At 64.2% G+C, this 25,880-nt stretch carries 16 protein-coding genes and 1 pseudogene; 6 read left to right on the top strand and 11 right to left on the bottom strand.

What is annotated here, in order from left to right; all coding sequences use genetic code 11:
- The first annotated feature begins 108 nt into the window (after window positions 1-108).
- The gene (locus OKW76_RS04345) at window positions 109-2,460 is read left to right on the top strand and encodes a TonB-dependent receptor (protein WP_265551459.1); all 2,352 of its coding nucleotides are present in this window, start codon (window positions 109-111) and stop codon (window positions 2,458-2,460) included.
- Window positions 2,461-2,563: 103 nt separating this feature from the next.
- On the opposite strand, the gene OKW76_RS04350 is transcribed toward OKW76_RS04345, so the two are convergent.
- A complete protein-coding gene (locus tag OKW76_RS04350; protein WP_265551460.1) occupies window positions 2,564-2,845 on the bottom strand; it encodes an IS66 family transposase zinc-finger binding domain-containing protein in 282 nt (93 codons plus the stop codon).
- A 225-nt stretch (window positions 2,846-3,070) separates the two neighbouring features.
- Here OKW76_RS04350 and OKW76_RS04355 point away from each other — a divergent pair.
- Together OKW76_RS04355 and OKW76_RS04360 are read left to right on the top strand one after the other, a co-directional pair.
- Window positions 3,071-3,748: pseudogene (locus OKW76_RS04355) on the top strand (family 43 glycosylhydrolase); the annotation flags it as partial.
- Between the two features lie 199 nt (window positions 3,749-3,947).
- Window positions 3,948-4,682 (top strand): FadR/GntR family transcriptional regulator, encoded by a 735-nt coding sequence (locus tag OKW76_RS04360; protein WP_265551462.1) that lies wholly within the window; start codon window positions 3,948-3,950, stop codon window positions 4,680-4,682.
- A gap of 137 nt (window positions 4,683-4,819) precedes the next feature.
- Here OKW76_RS04360 and OKW76_RS04365 read toward each other — a convergent pair whose 3' ends face one another.
- Both OKW76_RS04365 and OKW76_RS04370 read right to left on the bottom strand, forming a co-directional pair.
- Entirely contained in the window at window positions 4,820-7,714 is a 2,895-nt protein-coding gene (locus OKW76_RS04365) for a TIM-barrel domain-containing protein (RefSeq protein WP_265551465.1), read from the bottom strand.
- Window positions 7,711-9,351, bottom strand: coding sequence for a DUF5597 domain-containing protein (locus OKW76_RS04370; RefSeq protein WP_265551467.1), 1,641 nt, complete (start codon window positions 9,349-9,351; stop codon window positions 7,711-7,713). Before OKW76_RS04370 ends, OKW76_RS04365 begins: the two co-directional genes overlap by 4 nt.
- A gap of 127 nt (window positions 9,352-9,478) precedes the next feature.
- Here OKW76_RS04370 and OKW76_RS04375 point away from each other — a divergent pair, with 127 nt between their 5' ends.
- Window positions 9,479-11,674 (top strand): WD40/YVTN/BNR-like repeat-containing protein, encoded by a 2,196-nt coding sequence (locus OKW76_RS04375; protein ID WP_265551469.1) that lies wholly within the window; start codon window positions 9,479-9,481, stop codon window positions 11,672-11,674.
- 5 nt (window positions 11,675-11,679) lie between these two features.
- Here OKW76_RS04375 and OKW76_RS04380 read toward each other — a convergent pair whose 3' ends face one another.
- Together OKW76_RS04380 and OKW76_RS04385 are read right to left on the bottom strand one after the other, a co-directional pair.
- The gene (locus OKW76_RS04380; protein WP_265551470.1) at window positions 11,680-12,489 is read right to left on the bottom strand and encodes an IclR family transcriptional regulator; all 810 of its coding nucleotides are present in this window, start codon (window positions 12,487-12,489) and stop codon (window positions 11,680-11,682) included.
- A 103-nt stretch (window positions 12,490-12,592) separates the two neighbouring features.
- Window positions 12,593-15,529, bottom strand: coding sequence for a TonB-dependent receptor (locus OKW76_RS04385; RefSeq protein WP_265551473.1), 2,937 nt, complete (start codon window positions 15,527-15,529; stop codon window positions 12,593-12,595).
- A 169-nt stretch (window positions 15,530-15,698) separates the two neighbouring features.
- Here OKW76_RS04385 and OKW76_RS04390 point away from each other — a divergent pair, with 169 nt between their 5' ends.
- Window positions 15,699-17,192, top strand: a complete 1,494-nt coding sequence (locus OKW76_RS04390; RefSeq protein WP_265551475.1) for a tryptophan halogenase family protein — start codon at window positions 15,699-15,701, stop codon at window positions 17,190-17,192.
- Complete coding sequence (locus OKW76_RS04395; protein WP_265551476.1) at window positions 17,189-18,790, top strand: alpha-L-fucosidase; 1,602 nt, start codon at window positions 17,189-17,191, stop codon at window positions 18,788-18,790. Before OKW76_RS04390 ends, OKW76_RS04395 begins: the two co-directional genes overlap by 4 nt.
- A gap of 26 nt (window positions 18,791-18,816) precedes the next feature.
- On the opposite strand, the gene fucP is transcribed toward OKW76_RS04395, so the two are convergent.
- From fucP to OKW76_RS04425, 6 genes are all read right to left on the bottom strand, one after another.
- Entirely contained in the window at window positions 18,817-20,043 is a 1,227-nt protein-coding gene (fucP, locus tag OKW76_RS04400; RefSeq protein WP_416221843.1) for an L-fucose:H+ symporter permease, read from the bottom strand.
- Between the two features lie 85 nt (window positions 20,044-20,128).
- Window positions 20,129-20,905: an SDR family oxidoreductase gene (locus OKW76_RS04405; RefSeq protein WP_265551478.1), complete on the bottom strand. Its 777-nt coding sequence runs from the start codon at window positions 20,903-20,905 to the stop codon at window positions 20,129-20,131.
- The gene (locus OKW76_RS04410; protein ID WP_265551481.1) at window positions 20,902-22,185 is read right to left on the bottom strand and encodes an L-fuconate dehydratase; all 1,284 of its coding nucleotides are present in this window, start codon (window positions 22,183-22,185) and stop codon (window positions 20,902-20,904) included. Before OKW76_RS04410 ends, OKW76_RS04405 begins: the two co-directional genes overlap by 4 nt.
- Window positions 22,182-22,925, bottom strand: a complete 744-nt coding sequence (locus OKW76_RS04415) for an SDR family oxidoreductase (protein WP_265551483.1) — start codon at window positions 22,923-22,925, stop codon at window positions 22,182-22,184. The genes OKW76_RS04410 and OKW76_RS04415 overlap by 4 nt, the downstream gene beginning before the upstream one ends.
- Entirely contained in the window at window positions 22,916-23,317 is a 402-nt protein-coding gene (locus OKW76_RS04420) for an L-rhamnose mutarotase (RefSeq protein WP_265551484.1), read from the bottom strand. Before OKW76_RS04420 ends, OKW76_RS04415 begins: the two co-directional genes overlap by 10 nt.
- Window positions 23,318-23,659: 342 nt before the next feature.
- Window positions 23,660-24,568, bottom strand: a complete 909-nt coding sequence (locus OKW76_RS04425) for an amidohydrolase family protein (protein ID WP_265552767.1) — start codon at window positions 24,566-24,568, stop codon at window positions 23,660-23,662.
- Between the last annotated feature and the right edge of the window lie 1,312 nt (window positions 24,569-25,880).

Here is a 25,880-nt window from a genome sequence, read left to right on the forward strand (position 1 = left end):
GCGCAAGAACGCCCGCCCGTGACTGCGCCTTCCGCAACCACCGCCCCGCAGACCGCACCGCGGGCCGGCGCGACGCGGGCGTCGCCGCCCCGCGCTCCGGGGCCGCAAATGATTTTCCGCGATGCGCAGGGCAACCCGCTGCCGCCAGAGGTCCAGCGCCAGCTTGAAGAGCGGTTTCGCAACAATCCCCCCGCGCAGACCGGCCAACCTCCAGCCCGGAACGGCGATATCGTCGTCACCAGCGATCGAGCGCGCGGGGCAGTGATTGGCGACGTGCCGGCGGAGCGGAGTTTCGACATGCTCAGCGTGCGCGCGTTTGGGGCGACCGATGTGAGCGAACTGCTTGAGGCGATCGCGCCGCAGGCCCGCAGCAATCGCGGACGCTCGGATGCCGGTCCGGTGACGCTCCTGAACGGCCGCCGCGTCTCGAGCTTTGCCGAGATCGCCCGGATACCCACCGAAGCGATCGAGCGGATGGATGTCTTTCCGGAAGAACTGGCGCTGCGCTACGGCTTTCGCGCCGACCAGAAGGTGGTGAACATCGTCACCCTTCCAAACTTCCGCTCGCTCGTCACCCAGGCGACCGCGCTGGTGCCGACCGAGGGCGGGACGGCGACCGGCGGTTTGACCGCAGATCAGCTAATCCTCAGCGGCGACACCCGGCTCGGGATTGGCGCCAGCTACAACCGAACGTCGTCTCTGCTGGAAAGCGAGCGTGAGTTGCTGCAGCCCGGTGGCGCTCAGGGGAGCGGCAACCTTCGCACACTGTTGCCGCAAGCCGAGCGTTTCTCGCTCAACGGGGTGATCGGCGCGCCGCTGACGACGGAAATCGGCGCGTCGCTGAACGCGCAGTTCGAGGCAAGCGACCTGACGGCGCTCCTTGGTCCCGCCGCTCTCGACCAGCCACTCGAGCGTAGCACGCGGAGTAGACGGGGCCGGATCGGAACCGTGTTCGATGGACGCGTGGGCCGGTGGCTGTGGTCGTTCACCGGCGGGTATGATCGCACGGCGGTGACCGTGCTGACCGATGGCAACGACCCGATGGATTCGCACGACCGCGTCCGTTCGGTAAATGCGATCGCCGATGCCGATCTGATCATGAGCGGCCCTTTGTTCACCTTACCTGCAGGGTCCGTCACCGCCAGCATCGGCGGCGGCGTCGGCACGCGCGACTTTCGCGGTTCCTCGGACCGCGACGACGTGTTCAGCCTTACCAGACTCGGTCGCGACCGGGCGGCAGCGCGCGGAAGCGTCGACGTGCCGATTACGAGCGCGGGCGCGATTGGCACGCTGTCGGCGAATATCAGCGCCGAGGTGGAACGACTGTCGGACGTAGGCACGCTGTCGACGGCCGGGGCCGCGCTAACCTGGTCTCCGATTTCCTCGATCAACCTCGTCGCATCCGTGACGCAGGAGGAGGGTGCGCCGACCGTCGAACAGCTTGGTGCGCCGACGATCGTCACCCCGGCATTCCGCTTCTTCGATTTCGCCAGCGGCACGTCGGTCGATGTGCCGCGCGTGTTCGGTGGGAACGCCGATCTTGTCGCGGACGACCGCCGGGTGCTGCGCATCGCCCTGAACGTCGCACCGATCAAACGCACCGACCTCTTCTTCAGCGTCGACTATGTCGACACGCGGATCGACAACCCGATCGCCGCCTTCCCTGTCCTTACGCCGGCGCTAGAGTCGGCTTTTCCAAACCGGTTTTCGCGTGACACCGCGGGTCGCCTGACGACCATAGATGCTCGTCCGATCAACTTCGCGCAATCGACGACTCGGCAATTGCGCACGGGCATCAACTTCACCCGGCCGCTCGGTGACCCGACCGCCGGGCTTGCACCGGGTACGACCATGAAGACGCGGGTTTTCTCGAGCGCGGCTGAGGCGGAAGCCCACGCCCGCCGACAAAATCCCAACGCCACAGTCGTATTTGCGTCCGCCGAGCCCGGGAGCGCAGCGGCGCGTCGGGGCGAAACCATGCGCAGCCGCTTCTACGTCAGCCTCTACCACAATTGGACGCTGACCGATTCGCTGACGCTGGTGGAAGGCGGGCCGACCCTCGACCGGCTCGATGGCTTCGCCACCGATCTGCGCGGGGGACGGCGGGGGCACGAGATTGAGTTCCAGATTGGGGTATTCAAAAAGGGGCTTGGCGCGCGCCTTGGCGTGAACTGGCAGAGCGCGACCCGGATTAGCGGGCTGGGCGGAACAGGCGACCTTGCCTTCGCCGACTTCGGACGGGTCGACCTCAACCTATTCCTGAACCCAGCTGAGCGCTTCGGGGGCGCAGGAGCACCAGCTTGGATCAAGCGGACCCGCGTGACGCTCGGCGTCGGCAACCTTCTGAACGCCCGCCCGCAGGTGCGCGACCAAGCGGGTGCGACGCCGATCGCTTTCCAACCCGCGCTGCTCGATCCGTTGGGGCGAACGGTCAACCTGACGCTACGAAAGGCGTTTTAAGATCCACAATCTGTACGAAGCGAGCCGGATTGCGAAGTAGCAGGAGTTCAGCTCTGAGAAGACCAATGCTGGACGCTCCGAAGCCAAATGCTGCGTCTGAACTTCAGCCGCCGACCGGTGAGCGTCGATCGATCCAGATCGATCCCGGTGCTGCCATCATTTCAGCCTGGCGGTAGAGCGGCAGGCGATGATCGCACTTGCCGACGACATGGGTCGGCGTCGCGAAGGTGGCTTTACCGGGCACAATCGCCTTCACCGGGGCGGCCGCCTGCACGATCTTGTCGCAAGCCCTGCAGCTATACTTGGGGCGGATGGTGCGCACGACGCGCCCCTGGACGGGCACGGCATCGAGCATCTCGTCGCTGTCCTGGCCCAGCGGGCGCATGCCCCGCCGCAATCTGCGCAGGTGCAACTGCCTTGCTCGGGCTCGATCCGGCGCTTCGCTTGAGACGGGCCAGCTGCACGCGCAGCGTATCGATAACGGGCTCGCGCGCGGCGGGAACCCCGACCAGTTCAATCTGGATACTACGCTGCTCAGCCGAACCTTTGCGCTTGGCGTCCGCTATTCGCTCGATTGACCTCCACCGGGCGCGGTCCCCCGCCGCGCCCCGGCGGCGGCGAAGATGTGTTCCGCATTCGCACCTATGTCGTCGCGTGCAACGGCGCCGATCCGATGACGGGCAAATGGGCGTTGCTGGGGCAACTCGAAACCCCATGGGACAGCTTCAACCTCGATGCGACCAGCTTCGTCCATCGCGGCACCCGCTATCTTGCTTGGGCGCAGCGCGAGCCGGGGATCGAGACCAACTCGAATCTGTATCTCGCGCCCCTCGCCACGCCGCTTACGCTGGCCGCCAAGCCGGCGAGACTGACGATCCCCGAGCTTCCGTGGGAAATCCGCGGGTTCAAGGTCGCCGAAGCCCCTGCGCTGCTCGCCAGGAACGGCCGGCTGTTCATGACCTATTCGGCAAGCGCTACCGACGCACGCTATTGCCTGGGGATGCTAACCGCGCGCGACGACGCCGATATCATGGACCCACGGGCGTGGACCAAGTCGCCGGTGCCGGTGATGCAGACCTCGCCAACCAACAACATCTACGGACCGGGGCACAACAGCTTCACGATGGACGAGCAAGGCCGCGACATGCTGGTGTTCCACGCACGCGATTACGAGAAAATCACCGGCGATCCGCTGTTCGACCCCAATCGCCATACGCGCATCCAGCGGGTGCGCTATGACAGCGCCGGGGTGCCGCTATTCGATCCCCCGGTCGGCAATGGGCCACTGACCTGATCCTGCCTGGCGAGAGCGGTGTGGCACGCAAGGGCGATATCCGCCCCCCACCTTCTGCTTGGACGCGCTTCAAACCCACGCGTATATTTTCCGAGCACCGAACGCTTCTGCAACAGTGCGCCTGTAATATCCGAGATCGGACTCGTACGATTGACGCACGACCAAGACCAGAAGGGCGAGGAACTCTATAAGTATGACCGGCGAGGCTGAGGAAACTGTTGGTTCCCAACCACAGGCACGGCGCGTGCGCGGCGCAGTCGCCCACGAACTTGGCCGTTCCATTCTGGCCGGTGCCTATCGTCCGGGAGAGTTTTTGCTTGGCGAGGTTGTTTTTGCCGAGAAGCTGGGGGTATCGCGGGGGGTATACAGGGAAGCGGTACAGGTCCTGACGGGCAAGGGCCTGGTGGAGAGCCGGAGAAAGCTTGGAACGCGCGTCCTTCCTCGTAACCGCTGGAACATGCTTGATCCCGACGTCCTTGCGTGGGGCTTGGCTAACAACCCCGATTTGCATCTACTCCGCAGCCTCTTCGAGATCCGAGCCGTGATCGAACCGGCGGCAGCCGCCTTTGCGGCTGAACGACATGATGCGGCGGACATCGAACGACTTCGCCACGCCCTCGACAGCATGGGGCGGCTTAGCGTCTTTAACGAGGAGGGCCGGGCAGCGGATAGAGACTTTCACGCCGCCATACTTACAGCGTCGCGGAATGACGCGCTGATAACGCTCAGCGCGGGGATAACCGCAGCGGTAGGCTGGACGTCCGATCTGGTCAGCCGTGGCAAAGCTACGCCACGCGATCCTATGCCCGACCACATAGCGGTCTATAACGCGATTGCTGACCGCGACCCGACCGCGGCGTTTCAGGCGATGAAAGATCTTGTCGACTTCGCGCTTGCCGACACCCGCGAGACGCTGGACGGATTGTAGCAGCGGCAGACGCAATTGCAGGCAAGCGGAAACGGCCCGAGCCGAGCCGTATTGCCACTTGAGAACCACTGAAGATGCCCGGTTGGGCTAGCCGCGCTTCCTTTCTGCGATCGCCTGCATACCCTGCCCTCGCCAGGTCAGTCGATTCGAGGCCGGCCACCCAATGCTATTCTCACCGCCCGCCCGTCATAGACGAACCCGGTAGCCGCGTTGTCGGTGAAATCGGGTGCCGCCGCCAGGCGCGGGGTATGGAAGCGCACCGACATTGCCCGCTGCTTCGTCATCCCGGTGAAACTACCCCTGCGCGCGCCGATCGTCAGCGTCTTTGCGGCTTCGTTCCAGCTGACCGGAATCTCGGCGAACTGGCCGTTCAGATATTGCCGGGTCAGGCCGTCATCCTCGAACATCGTGAACGTCCCATCGGCTCCGGTGAAGACGTGCAGCACGATCGGCCCGTCGGGCTGTTCGGCGGTCGATTGCACGTCCGCCCCGGTCGGCACGATCGATCCCGCCCGCACATAGAGCGGCATCCGGTCGCGCGGTGCCGCCGCCGTGATCGTCCGCCCGCCCTTGGCATAGGCGCCGCTTGCGAAGTCGTACCAGCCGGTGCCCGCGGGCAAATATACCTGCCGGCTGCGCGCCTTATACTCGGTTACCGGCGCGGCCAGGAATGCGGGGCCGAACATATATTGATCGTCGATGTCCCATGCCTTGCGATCGGCGGCGAAGTCCATCACCAGCCCGCGCATGATCGTGCCGTCGCGGTGATAGGTCGCCGCCGCGGTCGACAGGATATAGGGCAGCAACCGGTAACGCAGCTTGTCATAGCTTTCGAGCGCGCGATAGGTCGCCGGATCGCCCTCCCCCAGCTCATAGATTTCGCGGAACGGCGTCTCGCCATGGCTGCGGAACAGCGGCGAGAAGGCGCCGAACTGGAACCAGCGGACGTTCAGCTCTTTCCATTCGGCCAGATGCGCCGGGTCTTTCTTGCTATAGCGATCTTCGACCGCAAAGCCGCCAATGTCATGCGTCCAATTGGGCACGCCCGACATCGACACGTTGACGCCGGCCGAAATCTGGTCGCGCAGATCGTCCCAGCGTGACGCCACGTCGCCCGACCACAAGGCCGAACTGGTCCGCTGAATGCCGCCATAGCCCGAACGGGTCAGGATGAAGGGCCGCTTGTTCGGCTCGTCGCGCACCAGGCCGTTGGCCACGCCCTCGGCATGGATCAACGGAAAGCTGTTGAAGAACTCGGCCGCCGGTCCCATCGCGGTCGGCCCCATCCGGTCCTTGCGCTGTTCGATCGACAGGTTGGAATGAATGTCGGGCTCGGTGGCGTCCATCCACCAGGCGTCGAACCCCTTGTCGACCAGCCCTTCCTTCATCTGCCGGAAATAGATTTCGCGCGCTTCGGGGGCATAGGGATCATAATCGGTGTTGCGGTATCCCGGCCCCACCCAATCCTTTTCATTCGCCGCCAGATTGCCCTGGTACAGATAACCCTTGGCGTTCAGCTCCTTGGCGTTCTTGGTCTCGGGATAAAATTTGGGCCAGACCGAAATCATGATCCGCGCATCGAGTGCATGGACTTCATCGACCATCTGCTGCGGCTTGGGAAAGCGTTGCGGGTCGAAGCAATGGCAGCCCCATTGATCCTCGGGCCAATAGAACCAGTCCTGCACGATATTGTCGATCGGCAGCCGGCGCTTGCGATATTCGCGCACCACGCCCAGCAACTGCTCCTGCGTTTCATAGCGCTGGCGGCTTTGCCAGAAACCATAGGCCCAGCGCGGCATCAGCGTCGCCTTGCCGGTCAGCGCGCGATAGCCGCCTATCACCGAATCCATATCGGCACCGCCGACATAATAATAATCCAGGCCATGCGCGACTTCGGACGACATCCAAAGCGAATGGCGGTCGGGCTGCGCCAGCGGATCGCTATGCTCCAGCGCGATATAGCCGGCATTGGGCTCCCATTCGATCCGCACATCGGCAGGCTTGCCCGCGGTCATCGGCAGTTCGAAATTATGGTACCAGGGGTTCCAGTTCTGCCGCCAGCGGTTCAGCACTTCCTTGCCGTCGACAAAGACCTTCACATAGCTCGACGAATATAGCCGGAACTTGTGCATGCCGGTCTGATCGGGCCGGACGGTGCCGGTCCACACCACGCGCTGAGTCTGCATCGCGTTGCCGGCGGTGTTCTGGCCGGTGGTCGCCGCCACCGTCTGCGCCTTGGCCGCCTCGGGCCATTTCGCCTGATCCTCGATATATTGATAATCGATCACCGGCTCGGTGCGGGTCACCGCCAGCCGATCGCCCAGATAATATTGCGCCTTCCATCCCGGCGCGCCGCCCGAGGTCACCTGCATCCCCTCGCCCACCGGCGTATAGGGCACCGGATTGCCGAAGCGGGTGATGCCGTTATTGTCCCACAGCACCCCGTAATTCTTGGTCGACACGACGAAGGGGATGCCGATGTCCATGTTATGCTGCGCGAGTTCAACGTCCTCGCCATTGTAATTCATCTGCCGGTTCTGGTGCTGGCCCAGCCCGTAAAAGCCTTCATCGGTGCCGCGATTGAACTGCTGGCTCACCGCGACAAAGTCCTCGCCCTCGATCCGCAGCGGCGCGAACCCGCCGCGCGGCGATTCATCCAGCGTGACCCGGCCAGCGGAGTCGCGGAAGCGGACATGGCCATCGGCCAGCCGAATCTCCGCCGATGCGCTCGCCGCCTTCACCGTGACCAGCCCGTCTGCCTGCGTCACCGTAAAATCGCCGCTGGGCTGCGCGGTCACCATCAGGCTGGCCGGCAGCTTCAGGTCGGTGTCGGGCACCGCCGTCACCCGGAACCGATCGGGGCCATAGACCAGCACCCGCACCCGCTTGGCCGGGCCGGTATCGGGGGTGACGACCACGCCGCCCTTGATCTTGTCGACATCGGCGGCAAATGCGGGAACTGCCAGCGCGGGCAGCGCCACCGAAGCCAGCAGCGGCAAGGCCGTCAGGCGCAACGTGCGGAACATGGTCATGGTTGGTAGGTTCCCATCGTGACGCGCAGCAACACCGGCTGTCGCGTGAAGTTCAATCCATAATCGGTCTGGTCGCCGTTCCACATCCGGCGGAAACGGAAGCTGCCGTCATCGGCCAGCGTCCCCTCCTCCACCTTGAGCATCAGCCCGGTCGCCGACGCGCTCTCTTCGGCCTTGGCGAAGCTGATGCGGACGTCGCTGCCCGCCACCAGAAACTGGTCGGGCGCGATGTGGATGACCGCGGCACCGCCCACCGGCTGATCGGCGGTCGGTGGCGGCGACGCTTTCAGCCAGGGTGAATCCATGCTGCCGAACTGCCATTCGCCATATTTAGCCGACACCCGCCACGCGCCGAACTGCCGGGTCTGCTGCTCCTCGGGCGCACCCTTGGCCGTACCCCAAGTGAGGTGGCGATAGGCCAGCCGCGCCCAGCCGCGCGCCATCGGTGCCAGCAGCGCATATTTCGACGCGAACGCATCGAGCGTCGCGGGATCGAGTTCGGCGGCACCCAGCGGATGGTTCGAATAGCCGGTCAGGTCCATACCGAACGGTGCCCACCCGATCATGTTATACCCCAATGCCGGCCACAAAAAGCGCGCGAACTCGGCGGCGTTGCCCGTTTCGGGAACGATCAGCGCATTGTCGGGCCGGTCATAATGGTCGAGGAACTTGAGGTAATTCTTGGCATCGCGCCCGTACAGATCCGGCCCCACCGCATCGATATGGGGCGCGGCGGCCTTCCAGACATCGATCACCTGCCAGTCGGGGCCGCCGCTCGCGCCGCCCGATTTGCCCGGCGGCGCAAAGGGGTCGCCCACCGCCGCATTGGTGAACATCGGCAGATCCTTCACCGCCTGCCCAGCCGCCGCGATCTCGTCGATGTAGCGCGCGGTGTACCAGCTGTTGAACGCCTGTTCGGCCCCATCGCCAAACGCCTGAGTCCAGGTGCCGCGCTTGTCGGTCGCCTGGCCTAGCGCCTGCGGGATCGGCGCGGCGAACAGCCGGTTCGCCTCGGGCGAATGGTCGCGGTTCTGGCCATAGACGCCGACTTCATTCTCGGGCTGGACCATGATGACACTATGCTGCGGATCGCGCTCCTTCAGATAGCGCATCAGCGCGACGAACGCCTTTTTGTCGGCCTCCAGCGTGCTGCGATGGTGCGGCGAAAGGGCATAATGCGCCTTGCCCTCCTTGGTCCGCATCCTGGGAAAGCGCTGGTTATCGGTCTTCACCCATGTCGGCACATAGCCCGGCGAAGTGTTCTTCCACGTCCCGAACCACAACAGCACCAGCCGAACGCCGCGCTCGCGCGCCTGTGGCAACAGCGCGTCGAGATAGCTGAAATCGAACTGCCCTTCGACCGGTTCGATCTGTTCCCATGCGACCGGAATCTCCAGCGTGTTGGCATGCACCCGCTCGACCATCGGCCACACCTGCGGCAGCACCGCCGGATAATTGCTCGAATTATTCGCCTGCACCCCCAGCATCAGGAACGGCGCATCGTCGACCATCAGCGCGTGGCGGCCATTTTCGGTGGCGATCCGCGGCATCGCCGGTTCGCGCACCTGCCTCGCTTGTGCCGCAGCAAGTGTCGATGCCGCGATCACGATGCCCGCCAGCGTTTTCGGCATCTTCATCGCGATCATTCTCCCGGTACGGCGGTTTGTTGCTTCTATCGGCGCCGCGCGTTGGTGCCGGAAGCCTCCCAAGTGTGCAAGCCGTTTTTCCCTGTGAACAAATACATCCGTGCGTCATAAGGCCGGAATGCTCCATACGCTCCGCCTGCTATTCGCACCGTTGCTCGCCCTGGCGATCGCACCGGCAACCGCCGCCGACCCCGAGCAAGGATCTGCCTATCGATGGCGCAACGTAACCGTTGGGGCTGGCGGGTTTGCGCCAAACCTAGTGTTCAGCCCGATCGAACCGCGGCTGGCATATCTGCGGACCGACATGGGCGGCGCCTATCGCTGGGATGGGTCCGCCGATCGCTGGATACCCCTTCAGGACGGGCTGGCCGAAGGCAGTTATATGGGGGTCGAAAGTATCGCTGCCGATCCTGTCGATCGCGACCGCGTCTATCTAGCCGCAGGCATGTATCGCGGGGGGGCGGCGGCGATCCTGCGCTCGGACAATCGCGGCGCCGATTGGACGATCACCCCCGTCGGTTTCGCGATGGGGGGCAATGAAGACGGCCGCGGTTTGGGCGAGCGGCTGGCGATCGACCCGCACGCACCGGCGACGCTGCTGTTCGGATCACGCCACGATGGCCTGCAGCGCAGCGACGATCGCGGCGCTACCTGGCGCAAGCTGCGGGGCTTTCCCTATGCAGGGCTAGGCGCGCCAGAGGGGCGGCGCACCCATGCCGGCATTGCCTTCATCGTGTTCGACCCACGCCCCGGCCGTCGCACGGTGTTCGCGGGGGTTGCCGATAAAAGCCATCGGGGGATGTATCGCTCGAACGACGGGGGCACGCATTGGGCGAAGGTTGCCGGAGGCGAGGCCACGCTGCTGCCGGTCAAGGCGGTGGTCGATCGACGCGGACGGCTGTTCGTCGCATACGCTAACGGTATTGGCCCCAACGGCGTAACCGACGGCGCGGTCTGGCGCTACGCGATCGACGCCGAGCGGTGGAGCGATATCACGCCCGACCAACGCGCCAACCGGCCCGAAGGCGGCTATATGGGGCTATCGGTCGCTGGCAACACGGTCGCGGTGTCGACGATGAACCGCTGGCAACCTGGTGACACACTTTGGCGATCGACCGACGGCGGCGATAGCTGGGTCGATATCGGCGCGCGCTCGGCCCGCGATGTTCGCACCAGTCCTTTCCTTCGGCAAGGGCAAGCCCGCGCCGAATTCGGCCACTGGATCGCGGGCGTCGCGATCGATTCGTTCGACCCGCGCCGCATCGCTTACACGACCGGGGCAACCGTCTATGCCACCGCGGACGGGGATGCGGCGAATGTCGGCTGGAAGCCCTGGGTGCGCGGCATCGAGCAGACCGCGATCATCACGCTGGCATCGCCCGGCGCTGGTGCCCCGCTGGTATCGGGGTTCGGCGACATTGCGGGCTTCGTCCATGACGATCTCGAAAAATCGCCGCCGGTCATGCACCTCAACCCGCACCTCACCAACACCAACAACCTCGATTGGGCGGGGAAGGCGACCCATGTGCTGGTCCGGTCGGGGAATCGCCATGCCGGCCAACCGGTGAGCGCGACGCTCGCCTGGTCCGACGACGGTGGACACCGATGGAAGCCGGTGGTGGCGCAACTGCCCGGCAAGGCGCGTGAGGACCTAGACGGCAACAGCCCGATCGTGGTCGCGGCTGACGGCAAGGCGTTCCTCGTATCAACCCCCACCCCGCTGGTATCGGCCGACCGCGGCGCGCGCTGGCAGGCGGTGCAAGGCTTGCCGGGCAACACCCGCGTCGTCGCCGACAAGGTCGACGCGCGGGTCTTTTACGCGGCTGATTATGCCGGCGGTCGATTCCTGCGCAGCAACGACGGCGGGCGCAGCTTCGTCGAGGTCGAGAATAGCGGCCTGCCCGACAATCTGTCGGCATCCGCCCCGCGCAACCGTGAATCGCCGCTCGCGCTACTGGCCGAGCCGGGACGTGCGGGCCACCTATGGCTTCGCGTGGGGGACGGACTTTGGCGCTCCACTGACGGCGGCGATCGTTTCGTTCGGGCAGCGCAGAAGATGAAGATCGACATCGTTACCCTCGGCAAGGCTGCGCCTGGTGCTGCCGATCCGGCAGTCTTCGCCTGGGGATCGATCGACGCGATACGCGGGCTGTATCGATCGACCGATGGCGGCCAAAGCTGGACCCGGATCAACGACGATGCCCACCGCTGGGGAAACCGTATCCGCGTCATCGTCGGCGACCCCAAGCGCTTCGGTCGGCTGTATGTCGGCACCGATGGGCGGGGAATCGTCTATGGCGACCCCGTCGACTGACGCGATCACACCCGGTTATCGCCTTCGACCAGTTGTTCGGCGATGCTTTCGGCAGCGGTGCGGATCACCTGCGCAGCATGTTCCTTAGACACTCGTGGCTGCAATGTTTCGAGATAAGGCATCGTCAGCGCAGCCGCTGCTGCGCCACCGCGTAGCACCGGTGCGGATATATCGAATACGCCGGCGACGAACTTGCTGGGGGTCATGCCGAGCTTCTTTTCGCGCACCTCTTGGGCCGACGCGCGAAAGGCCGCGAGCTCGGCAGCTTTGGGCTTGGGCGTCAACAGCGCTTCCCAGCGTGCGCGAATGTCATCGGGTTGGAAGGCGTACAGCACCAGCCCCGATGCCGCCTGCATCAGCGGCTTGCGATAGCCAACGCGCACCGAAAAGCCGAGCTGCTCGCTTGATTCCATTCGCGCCACCACCACCATTTCACCCTGCGAATGGAGCGCCAGATGGCACGCCTGTCCGCATTCGAGCGAGACTTGGCGCATGATCGGCAATGCCAACTCGATCAAATTGCGCGTGCGCGGTTGTTGTATCCCCAGCGAAAAAAGCCGGTCGGTCAACCGATAGCCGTCGCTTACCGGGTCCTGTTCGAGATAACCGCGATATTCGAGCACCTGGACCATGCGGAACAATTCGCCATGCGAGCGCCCCAACCGGTTGACGATTCCGGTCAGCGTCAGCGGCTCCTTCTCGGCCGCCAACAGCTCGAGGATGTCGAGCCCCTTTTCGAGCGCGGGCGCCTTGTAACGGCGGTCGTCGTCGGACGGTGGCTCGGTCTGGTCCGTGGGGATCGCAAGGTCGGTCATCGGGATCACTAAAGCAGGCGGTGCGTCGAGCGGCAACGCGCAAAAAATTTGGCCGGGCAAACCAAGGTTCGTCCGGCCAGTGAGGGAGCAGAAATCGCGTGTCTCAGAATTTAACGCGGGCGCGGACCGAAAAGCGGCGATCGTTGATGCCATAATCGCGCGGGCGATCATCGAATATCTGGTAAGATTTGAATGCGGTATCGAGCAGGTTCTGCGCATCGACGGTGATCGCGAACTGCGACGTCACGTCATAAGTGATCGACGCATCGAGCGTGCCATAGGCCTCGCCGAAGATCGGCAGGTTCTGCGTGCCGGTATTCGCCGTCCCCTCCAGGAAACTGCTGCGCCAATTATAGGCGGCACGCATGTTCAGCCCGTTCTTGTCGTACAGCGCGACCAGATTGTAGCTGTGCTTCGACAGGTTGACGAGCGGAACGCTGATTTCGGTGGTGCTGTTGATGTCGCCGGCCGCGGTGACGCCGGCGTCACTGTCGGCAAAGGTGTAGTTGGCTTGCACCCCCAGCCCGTCGAACGGTGCCGGTAGGAAGTCGAAGAATTTCTGCCCGCCGACTTCGAACCCGCGAACATAGCCTTCGGATTCGTTCACCCAGCGGCGAACGTTGAAGCGGACATTGCCCACCCCTGGCAGTTGCTCGAACACCGGCGCCGCCGCCCGTTCGACCAGCAGGTTCTTCAAATTCTTGTAGAAACCCGTGACGTACACGAACCCGACATTGTCGAAATACCATTCCAGCGCCAGGTCATAGCTGGTCGCTTCCTCGGGCTTCAGGTTCGGATCGCCAAGCGCGGTGCCGGTGCCGACATACGGGTTGGTCACCGGGTCATAGGGCGTACCCGGCGTCGCGACGTTGGGCACCAGCGCGCGCACCTCGCCGGCATCGGTGTAGCTTGGCTGCAGATTGAACTGCGGGTTCAACTGCGCGAAGCTGGGGCGCGCGAAGTTTTGCGAAAACGCGCCGCGAAGGATCAGCTCCTCGGTCAGATTCACCTTGATGTTGGCGCTTGGCAGATACCGGTCGAAATTGCGCCCGCCGCTGAAATCCTCGTCGATGATGATGTTGGGAACGTTGGTGCCGACGCCCCCGGTTGCTGCGGGATCGCGATACGTCAGCAGGCGGCGGCCCGATGCCAGCGTCTCGGTCCGCACCGCGCGCACCCCGACATTACCATCGAAGCGCACCGTCCCCAACTCACCGCCAAATCCCACGCGGACATAGGCGGCATAGGTTTTTTCGTTGATCGTGCCCAAAAAGGCGTCGGGCGACTCATAGTCGCGGAACCCGATTTCCTGGCCGGTGGCCTGGCGCACCGCATCGAACGCGGCCTGCGGATTCGTCACCAGATTGTCGGCAAACTGCCACACCGGGCCGAACACGGTATTGCGGGCACTGCCGCGCAGCAGATCGGCCTGGAACGGGCCGGGCTGCGCGAATTGCGGGAATTCCGAAAGCCGCGTGCAATCGCCCGACCAGTTGGCGCAGCTCTGCCCGATCGCCGACCAGGTGCCATAGGTGGTGTTGCGGTTGATCGCGCTTTTTTCGGTGTAGCGACCGCCGACGCGGACGTCGCGGATGAACCCGTCATCACCGAAGTCCCAGGTCAGATCGGCGCGCAGCGCATCCGCCGCCGCGTCGTTCTTTTCGCCATAGGGCAGGATCGCGGTCATACCGTAATTGGCAAGGTTGCCGAAATATCCCGGCGTGGTCGACTGGAACACCGGCACGTCGCCGCTGATGTCGACAAACAGGTCATAGCTTTGGCCTGAACCCGGCACGCTGGTGCGCGGGTTCAACGCGCTTGCGGTCAGGTTCATCGTCGTCTGCTCGACGGTCGAATCGATATGCTGGTAATCCACCGTCAGAAGCAGATTGCTGGTGACATCCCAGCGGACTCCGCCCGAAATGTCGGTCGTGCTGGTGTCGCGCACCGTCCCGAAATTGACCGAATCGGTGCCCGGGTTGGAAAGATAGCCGGTGCGGACGATACCGTTGTCGTCGACGGTAAACGGACGATCGGGGGACGGCGGCGCATCCGCGCCATAGGCAAAGAATGAATTGCCCGCTTCGTTGAACTTGTAATCCGCCCGGAAATATTGCGCGTAGAATTCCAGCCCCGCCGTCGGACGCCATTGCAGCGCCACCGCACCGCTCAGCCGCTCGCGATCGCCATAAGCAGTGCTGAACCCGCCGCCGTGCGGCAACAACACGGTCTGGTTCTCGAACCCGTTGATCGGCGTCTGCACTCCCGGCGCGGCGGGGCCATGCTGGTAAAATGGCTCGGTGACGACCAGGTCTTCGCGGAACGAGGTGGTCTGATACCCGACATTGGCGAGGAAACCGATTTCGCCGATCCCGGTATCCCAACGGTTGCTATATAGCCCCGAGAGCTGCTGACCGCTTTTTTCGATCAAGTCGTAATAGGTAACGCCCCCGGTCACCGCGATTAGCTGGCCTGTCTGGTCGAACGGCAATCGCGTGCGGAGATTCACCGTGCCTGACAGGCCGCCCTCGACCAGATCGGCCGCCGGGTTCTTGTAAACATCGACCCCGGCGAGGAGTTCGGAGCCGACTTCTTCAAATGAAAGTCCCCGCCCGCCGCTGGCCGAGAAGATGTCGCGACCGTTCAGTTCGGTGCGCACCTGCGTCAAACCACGGACCGCGATGCCGCTGCCCTCGCCGCGGTTGCGCGTGATCTGCACGCCCGATACGCGCTGCAACGCCTCGGCAACGTTGACGTCGGGCAGCCGGCCAATGTCCTGTGCGGTGATCGAATCAACGAATTGGTCCGCCTCGCGCTTGATTGCCTGCGCACTTGCCAGCGATTGACGCAGCCCGGTGACTACGATCTCGTCGGTCGCTGCGGCTTCATCCTGCCGCTCGGCAGGGTCGGCAACGCCGGCTGCTGGAGGCGCCTCTTGCGCCAACGCGCCTTGCGGCATGGCAACGCCGAACAATGCCATAGCGATCGCCGACGCGCTGCTGCGCAGCGCTGCAGTCGACATGGTCACGGTGATGCGCATCAGGTCCCCCCTAATGCCGACACAAGAGCGGTTCTTCCGCTTCGGTTCGGCGAATTGTTTATCACCTACGCATCTAACTTTCAAATATGCCCAACGCAAGCGCGACTTTCATATTTGCGAAACTCTCGCTATCGGTGAACATAGATAGAAGACGCCGGGGAGGATATCGATGGCTGCAGGACCGGTACGGCGCGTGGTGATCGTTGGCGGCGGAACCGCGGGGTGGATGGCGGCTGCGGTGCTCGCGCATCAATTCGAAGCGGCGGCTTGCGCCACGACGCTCATCGAATCGGTCGATATCGGCACCGTCGGGGTCGGCGAGGCGACGATCCCGCCGATCCTTCAGTTCAACCGCCTGCTCGGCATAGACGAGGACGAACTGGTCCAGGCGACGGGCGCCACTTACAAGCTTGGCATCGAGTTTCGCGACTGGGGGGCGATCGGCGAACGCTACTTCCATCCGTTCGGGCATTTCCGTGCAGACCTGAACGGCATTCCCTTCCACCAGCACTGGCTTTCCGCGCGCGAGGGTGCGCTGGCGGATTATTCGCTGGTGACGCAAGCCGCCTATGCAGGCCGGTTCATCCGGCCGGTCGACGACCCGGCACATGTCCATTCGCGGATGGCCTATGCACTGCACTTCGACGCCGTGCGCTACGCCCGTTTCCTCAGCGCCCGAGCGATCGCGAGCGGAGTCACCCGCATCGAAGGCCGCATCGTCGATGTCGAGCGCGACGCGCGCGGGTATGTCGCCGCCGTGGTCACCGCCGACGGCCAGCGAATCGAAGGCGATCTCTTCATCGACTGCTCGGGTTTTCGCGGGCTGTTGATCGAGCAGAGCTTGCAAACCGGCTATGCCGATTGGTCGCACTGGCTGCCGATGGACCGCGCGGTCGCGGTGCCGAGCGTTGCCGATGCGGTTACCCTGCCCTTTACCCGTTCGACCGCGCGCCCCGCCGGATGGCAATGGCGGATTCCGCTGCAGCACCGGGTCGGCAATGGCCATGTCTATAGCAGCCGCTATCTGTCCGACGACGAGGCGACCGCCGACCTGCTTTCGGCGATCGATGGCGAGCCGACCGCCGAACCGCGGCTATTGCGGTTCACGACGGGCATGCGCCGCCGCTTCTGGAACGGGAATGTCGTTGCGCTCGGGCTCGCCGCAGGGTTCCTCGAGCCGCTTGAATCGACCAGCATCCATCTGGTCCAGCGCGGGATCGTGACGCTGATGTCGCTGTTTCCCGACGGCGATTTCGATCCAGCTACCACCGCCGAATATAACCGGCTGATGACGCGCGAATTCGAAGCGGTGCGCGACTTCATCATCTTGCACTATCATCTGACGCGGCGCGACGACGCACCGTTGTGGAACCATGTCCGCACGATGGCGATCCCCGAGACGCTCGCCGATCGGATCGCGTTGTTCGCGGTACACGGACGGCTGATGCTTGATCCCGGCGAACTGTTCCGCGAACCCAGCTGGACTGCAGTGATGCTGGGCCAAGGCCTCTGGCCGCGCAAGCCCGACCCGGTCGCGGCGCAAGCCGCGCCGCAGATCGCCGAGACGTTGACCCGCATGCGCGCACTGATCGGGCGCGGAGTTGCCGCGATGCCGACGCACAGCGAGTTTCTCGCCCAGCGATCACGCAGGGCCGCAGCATGAAGCGCCGCGCCTTCCTAGCCGGATCGGCAGCCTTGTCGGCAGCGACCGCCGCAGGCGCGCAGACCGCGCCGGGAATCCAGGCCAACTGGTCTTCGCTCGCCGAGGCCTATTCGGTGCCCGAATGGTTCCGCGATGCCAAGTTCGGCATCTGGGGGCATTGGGGGCCGCAATGCCAGCCCGAGGCGGGCGACTGGTATGGCCGCCAGATGTACCAGCAGGGGAACCGCTTCTACGACCATCATCGCAGCACCTATGGCCACCCCGCCGATACCGGCTTCCTCGACATCATCGGCGCGTGGACGGGAGAAGCCTGGGATCCGGGCGCGCTGGTCCGCCGCTACAAGGCGGCGGGCGCGCGCTACATCGTCGGCATGGCGTGCCACCACGACAATCTCGACCTGTTCGACAGCCCGCACCCGTGGAATAGCACCCGCGTCGGCCCCAGGCGCGACATCGTCGGCGGCTGGGAAAAGGCGATCCGCGGCGAGGGGCTTCGCTTCGGAGTCAGCAACCATGCCAGCCATGCGTGGCATTGGTGGCAGACCGCCTATGGGTATGATCCCGAAGGACCGCGCGCCGGCCAGCGCTACGACGCCGCCCGGCTGACCAAGGCGGGCGGCCGCGGCACGTGGTGGGACGGCCTCGATCCGCAGGCGCTCTACACCGGCGCGGTAATGGCGCCGCCCGACGGTTTCAGCTCGATCGCGCAGATGGAGGCTTGGACCGCCGCCACGAGCGGGCGCTGGATGGAATTCGCGCCTGCCGCCAATCCGGGGTTCGTCACGAGCTGGCTCGCGCGGCAAAAGACATTGATCGAACGCTACAATCCCGACCTCGTCTATTTCGACGATTACGGGCTGCCCTTCGGCTCGGTAGGGCTCGAAGCGCTTGCACATTATTACAACCACAGTGTGCGCCGCACCGGTCGCACCGATGTCGTGTTGACGGCAAAGGTGCTCTCGGCGTTCCAACGGCAGGCGATGGTCGAGGATATCGAACGCGGCTTTTCCGACCGGCTGCGCGACGAACCCTGGCAGACCTGCACCTGTATCGGCGACTGGCACTATAATCGGGCGCGATACCTCGAGAAATCCTATGTCCCGGCGATCCAGGTGCTCCAGCGGCTGGCCGATGTCGTGTCGAAGAACGGCAATCTTCTGTTGTCGATACCGCTGCGCGGTGACGGAACGATCGATAGCGAGGAGGAGCGGATCGTCGATCAGATCGGTGCGTGGCTGCGAGTCAACGGTTCGGCGATCTATGACACCCGGCCCTGGCGTATCTATGGCGAAGGGCCAACCGACCTGTCGGGGGGCATGCACAACGAGGACCAGGCGGCGAAGCTTGGCGCGCACGACGTTCGCTTCACTACCGCAGGCGGCGCGCTCAACGTCATCCTGCTCGGCTGGCCCGATGGGCCGGTAACGATCGCGGCGCTGGGCACCCGCGCCGCTGGCCGTATCGAACGCGCCACCTTACTGGGCGGCGGCGAGGTCGCGATGCGCCGGTCGGCGAGCGGCCTGATGCTGACGCTGCCCCCACGCCCCGCCGGAGGATCGCTACCCGTCGTCCGTCTCGAGGGGAGCGGTCTGGCCTGACTTTCCGGCCGGAGGCCCCCCGCAAATCATATCGAGCGCGCGGCGCGCAGGTTGCTGACGGCATAGGTGCCGACGATCGCGAAGCAGAATGCCGGGACCAGCATGGCAGCGCGGATCCCCGCGATCGTCGAGACCGCGCCCATCACCGGCGTCAGCACCGCGCCACCGACGATCGCCATGACGACCAGCGACGACCCGGTATAGGCATAGGGCCCGAGCCCCTCGACCGAGAGCGCGAAGATCGTCGGGAACATCACCGACATGAAGAAGCTGATCGCGGTCAAAGCGACCAGTCCCGCCACACCGGGCAGCAGCACCGCGCCAAGCGCCAGCACGACGCTGCACCCGGCATAGGCTGCCATCAACCGGACGGGCGAGACCCGCCGCATCAAAGCCACGCCGACGAACCGCCCTACCAGGAACAACACCGTCGCGGCGATGATCCAGTTTGCCGCCGAGCGTTCGCCGATGCCGGTGACCGCCTGTGCATAGCGGATCGTGAAGCTCCAAATCCCAACCTGCGCGCCGATGTAGAAGAACTGCGCCGCCACGCCGAACAGGAAACGCGGCCGCGCGAACAGGCCGCTGATCGATTGGCGCCAGCCGATCGACGCGCTGTCATCCTGCACAGGGCGCGTCGCCACCGGCGGAAAGCGCGTCACCGCCACCAGTGCCGCCCAGGCGAGCACGAAGATGCCGATCGCGATATATGGACCCTGCACCGCGCGGGTTTCAGCGAGCAGGAACGCCTGCCGCTGCGCCTCGGGCATCGCGCCGAGCGCAGCGCCGCTATGCTCGATCCCCGAGAGGATCGCGTATTTGCCGATCAGCAGCCCAGTGACCGATCCGGCTGGGTTGAACGCCTGCGCGAAATTCAAGCGACGCGCGGCGGTTTCGGGGGGACCCAATACCGTGATGAGCGGATTGGCGGCGGTTTCGAGGAAAGCCAGCCCTGCCGCGATCACGAACAACGCGGCGAGGAAATAGCCATATTGCGCCGCCTGCGCTGCGGGATAGAACAACAGCGCCCCGACCCCGTAGAGCCCCAGCCCGAAGATGACCGCAGCCTTGTAGCCATAGGCGCGCATCAGCAGCCCCGCCGGCAGCGCGAACACGAAATACCCCAGATAAAAGGCCGATTGTACCAGCCCCGTTTCGAGGTCGGTCAGGACGAACGCCTTCTTGAACTGGGTGATCAGGATGTCGTTCAAATTGTTCGCCATCCCCCACAGGAAGAAGAGGCTGGTGATCAATATGACCGGCAGGACGATACGCGCGCGGGCGATGGCTACTCTCCTGTTTCCGCGGACGCCTTTGCCGGACCTCGACGGCAGCGACTCACCCGAGCGCGCGATCCAGATGGGTATAGCCACCGTCGACGACGATCCACTGTCCCGTGACGTGCCCCGCGCGCGGCGAAAGCAAGAAGGTGATGGTATCAGCGACCTCGCGCGCGGTGGTAAGGCGGTGTCCCAGCGGAATGCTGCGCTCGATCGCCGCAAGCTTCGCGTCGGGCGAAACCTGCGCGTCGACCCATTGCCGATATAGTGGGGTCATCACCTCCGCCGGCACGACCGCGTTGACGCGGATGCCGTCGCTCGCCAGCGCCGCCGCCCATTCGCGGGTCAGCGCCAGCTGCGCCCCCTTGGCGGCGGCGTAGCCGCTGGTCCCGCCCTGCCCTGTCAGCGCGACCTTGGAGGACACATTGACTATCGCACCTCGCGCTGCGCGCAGATGGGGAAGGCACAGGTGCGCCATCGTGTAATAATGGACCAGGTTGGCGCGAAGCGATGCCTCGAACGCCTCGGGTCCAGCCTCGAGCGAAACGCCATCGTTCGCGCCGGCGTTGTTGACCAGCGCATCGATCCGACCGAACCGCGCGACCGTCGCGGCGACCGCTGCGCGGCATTGGTCGATGTCGGCAAGTTCGGTCGCGATGAAGATCAACTGGGGGCACAGCCGGCGGATATCTGCTGCGAACCGGGCATCGAGCGGCGAGCGCGCGACGACCACCGGCACGGCACCTTCCTCGGCCAGCACGCGCGTGGTCGCCGCGCCGATCCCCGAGCCCCCGCCGGTGACGATCACGACCTTGCCCGCAAGCTCAAGGTTCACGTCGCACCGCCGGGGTGACGGTATGCAGCTAGCGATTGCGGCTTCATCTCGATCGAAAAGCCCGGCCGCTCGGGCGCGATATAGGCCGCCCCGCGAACGATACAGGGATCGACGAAATGCTCGTGCAGATGATCGACATATTCCACCACGCGGCCCTCCTGCGTGCCGGCGAAGCAGAGATAGTCGATCATCGCGATGTGCTGGACATATTCGCACAATCCTACCCCGCCGGCATGTGGGCAGACGGGCAGGTCGTATTTGGCCGCCATCAACAGCACCGCGAGCACCTCGTTCAGCCCGCCCAGCCGGCAGGCGTCGATCTGGACCACGTCGATTGCTTCGCGCATCATGAACTGTTTGAACAGCACGCGGTTCTGGCACATCTCGCCCGTCGCCACCTTCACCCGCCCGATACCACGGCGGATCTTACGGTGCCCCTCGACATCGTCGGGGCTGGTTGGCTCCTCGATGAACCAGGGGTCGGCGAACGCGAGGGCGTTGACCCAATCGATCGCTTCGTCGACCTCCCACATCTGGTTGGCGTCGATCATCAGCGAAACGTCGGGGCCGACGACCGCGCGCGCCACGCGCAGCCGCCGGATATCGTCGTCGCGATCGCGCCCTACCTTCAGCTTGACGTGCCGGAACCCGGCGTCGACCGCCTCGCGCGCAAGCCTCGCCAGCTTGTCGTCGGGATAACCCAGCCAGCCAGCCGACGTGGTGTAGCAGGGATAACCGGTTTCGCGCAGCGCCGCGACCCGCCCGGCCTTGCCCTGGGCGCGCTCGGTCAGCAGCGCCAGCGCCTCGCCTGGCGTCACGCAATCGGTGATGTAGCGAAAGTCGATCGCAGCGACGATCTGCGCGGGGGTCATCTCGCCCACCAGCTGCCATACCGGCTTGCCCTCGATTTTCGCCCACCAGTCCCACAATGCGTTGACGATCGCGCCGGTCGCGAGGTGGATGACTCCCTTTTCGGGGCCGATCCAGCGAAGCTGGCTGTCGCTCGTCAAATGCCGCCAGCACCGCGCCGGGTCTGCCCGCAGCCAGTCGAGCTCGATACCGACCACCAGATGCCGCATCGCCTCGATCGCCGCGACACAGATCTCGTTGCCGCGCCCGATCGTGAAGGTCAGCCCGTGACCCTCGATCCCCGTATCGGTTTCCAGGATGACATAAGCCGCCGAATAATCGGGGTCGGGGTTCATCGCATCCGAACCGTCGAGCGTCGCGCTGGTCGGGAACCGGACGTCGATCGTGCGCAGCCCTGTCACGCGGCTCATTCGACCGTCCATCCGCCGTCGATCACCGATACGGTGCCGGTGGTGAAGCTGCTCTCGTCCGACGCGAGATAGACTGCGAGCGCCGCGACCTCTTCAACGCGTCCCAGGCGACCGATCGGCTGGCGATCGGCGAAGGCACGGTAGGTTTCGGCATAGCCGATCCCGGTCCTTTCGGCTTGCGCGCGGATGCGGGCGAGCAGCGAGGGCGTTTCGATCGTGCCGGGGCAGATCGCGTTGCACCGGATACCGCTGGCGACATGGTCCGCCGCGACCGATTTGGTAAGCCCCACCACCGCTGCCTTCGAGGCACCATAAGCGAACCGGCCGCGGACCGCGATCAGCGACGATGCCACCGACGCGGTATTGACGATCGATCCCGATCCGCGCTCGACCATGCCAGGCAGCAACGCGCGGATCAGCTGGAACATCGACGTGACATTGAGCGTGAACGCCTGGTCCCATTCGGCATCGCTGCATTCCAGGATGGTCCCCGCATGGACGACGCCGGCGCCATTGAACAATATGTCGATCGGGCCGATTTGCTGCGGCAACAGCGCGATGGCCGCGCGGTCGGTCACGTCAAGCCGCAACGGCGTCATGCCGGTGATGGTGGCGAGCGGAGCGACGTCGATATCGGCGGCGATCACTTCGGCACCCTCGCGCACAAATGCCTCGGCAACCGCGCGACCGATGCCCTGCCCCGCCGCCGTGACGAGCGCGCGCTTGCCGTTCAACCGCATGGAATGGCCCCGGGCTGCTCGGCAAGATCGAAGATGCACGCAGCCTCGACCCATTTCGCACCCTGGTCGGCGAACGCTAGGCGCTGCTGAAAGACGTCCATCCGCGCTTCCCAGGCTTCCACCTCGGGGTTCGCGGCATCGGTGACTGCCTTGGCCGCGGGATCGAACGACATATCGGTCTCAATCGTCATAACCAGCCGGGTGCCCAGCCGGTGGATCGTCATGTCTCGAATACCCGCGTCCCGAATGCTCGCGAGTACCGCTGCGGGTACATGCCCGGGGAGATGCGCCGCGTCGTACTGCGCAATCGCTGCGCCGTCGTCCTTCAGGTCCAGCAGCAGCACCCGGCGCGCGCCGGGTCGGCGCGAAGTGCCGGCATATTGGTCGCCCATCGATCACTCTCCTACGCAGCTTGCGCGCGCTTCCTTTACTCAATTGCCCACGAGCTGCGCGGGTGCAAGATGTTTTTACTAGTGAATCATGAGTGGCCCGTTTTGCTCGGCGCCGAATGCAACAAAAGCCAGTAGGGCCAACCCACCTACCTTTGACGAGCGGCCACATTCTGTTCGAGGTGAGCGGTATGCCGGCCACTGAGAGGCATTTACTTTGGAGACCGCGATCACCACAGTCTGGTCAGTTTCCAGATAACCGATATATCTTCCTCGACCCCGCGCACGCCACGATGAGAGATATACAAGCGGGCGGAAGCACAGCCTCGTAGCGGGGGTGGTCCCTTAGACGTTCAATCCGAGCCGATATATTCGATTGGCATTGCGCGCGAAAAGCGCGCGGCGTTCGCAATCAGTGAATTCGGCAACAACGTCGGCTAGCGCGCCCATTGTGTCATCGAACGGGGCGACGAGCCGGTCGGTTGGGAAGTTGCTCGCAATCATAGCGCGGTTGCTACCAAACAGATCGATCGTCTCGCGCGCGCGGTCGCGTACCATTTCGAGGTTCCACGGGCGTTGCACGAACCCTATGCCGGACACCTTAACCGCGACATTGGGCAGGGCTGCTAGCGCACGCATCCCGGCACGCCAGTTCGCCTTGCCCAGCTTGTCAGCGCCTACCCCCATGCCAGCGTGGTTTACAATGACCGAAACCTCGGGATGGCGTTCGATCAAACGGGAAAGGCCGGCAAATTGATGCGGATAGGCATGGAGATCGAACGACAAGCCATGGCGCGCGAGCAGACCAAAACCGCGTACCCAAGCATCGTCCTGCGTGATATCCCTGGGAGTGTAGGTTCGCGCGGCGTCGCGATGCCAGTTGACGATGTGGCGGATGCCGCGAACGCGCGGAAAAGCGGCCTGCGCCGCTAGCACCCGCTCGATGTCAGGATCATCGAGTGCGGCATAGGCAACTATTGCATTGGGCATCCCTTCGGCGGCTGCGGTCTGCTCGACCCAGGCGGTCTCGTCGAGCTTTTGCGCTTGGTCGGCACCTGCCTCGACGTGGACCATACCAACGACGTTCCAGTTCGCTGCTTCGGCACGGTAGGCAGCAAGCACGTGATCTCGCGCAATCGCAGCCACATTGCCGTTCGGGCCCGAGTCCGAAAATGGCGGCTGCAGCCAGCCATAGTGCAGCCGCCCCAGCTCCAATAAATGCGCGTGTGCATCGACGAGGGGCAGGTCACGCATTGCTACGCGCCTGCTGAACAGCGAGCCATGCATGGGGCCGCGCAGCGGGTAGGTGGTCCGTATGACCGACGTGTCGATAGTCGATGTGATGGCAAAACCGCATTCAGCCCATGCCATGCGGCAACCCATAGCCGCTGGCTCTTCATAGCGGCGACACGGTCGCGCGCGTGCGCCTCTGCCACGTAGCGTACGCGTGAGTGATCATGACGCGGGTCTAGGTTCTCGATCGCTTTTCCCCGGTCTTCGCGGCAATATGACTTCATTCCGCAGGCTTCGCTTCCCACTCAGAACGACGTCGAGCAACGGCCGAAAACCGATGACGACATGCGCCTTCATTTTATCGAACATCTCATGCACAGCTATGCAAGCCATAATGCGCAAATGCTCACGGAACACATCGCGACGATGTGGCCTCGCTTCAAGAATATGGTCAGAGCTAACGCACCGTACCTATCCCCGTCGGCTCAAGGCACCATCCGGGCGCTCGTTATGACTTGATGTTCTTTTTTTGGTCCTTGCCTGTACCATTTTTACGGCCCGTAGAATATGCGTCCAATTCAGGACCGGTGTCGACACGAACCATATGCTGGTTAGTTTGACAGGACAGTCCCGACCCTAGCCGCGCGAAATCGTTATGCACCGGATACCGCTAACGTTGCCAGTGCTTCCCTTACCGTATGTCCCCTGTCGAGCATCAGGGACAGTTGATGGCGATGTTACTTGCCCTGCTCAATATCTCGGCGCGCACCTTGCCAAAGGCATGGCCAGCAAGGCTGATATCGACGCCCGAGCTGCTGATTCATCCATATTTCGAGTTCTACCGCCCGATCCCGCGACCGCGCGAGATGCCGACCCAGTCTTGGATGGCGTACGTTGGCGGATTGGTCCGACGACATCGTCCAGCCATGGTTCATAGCCGGCGATAACCCCGGCGGCATCGGCGAACGACTTTCTCTATAGCGCGACGGCGCGCGCCGGTTCAAACAAGGGCTGCGCGTCGGACAGGGATTAGACATCGCGCGATTGGGGTGCTCGGCAATCACGGGGATCGTCGTCCACGTTGGTTGGCATCTCACGGGCTATGCTTTGAGCGAGCTTTGACGGGGGCAGGTCGTTCAGCCGTTCTCGCTACAAAGGCCTTTACACCACCCGATAGGCCACTCCGATCCTCCTCGAGACCCTTATCAGCACATATTTCATCCGTAGCAAACAAATCCTCCAGTGGCTGTCACGCTGCAAGCGATAGCCTCAAGTAAAGCTACAGTTTGCCGGCGAAATGCATTATTAGTACCGTGGTCATATCACAGCACTT

This window comes from Sphingomonas sp. S1-29, assembly GCF_026167545.1.
In the GTDB taxonomy this organism is placed as follows: Bacteria; Pseudomonadota; Alphaproteobacteria; order Sphingomonadales; family Sphingomonadaceae; genus Sphingomonas.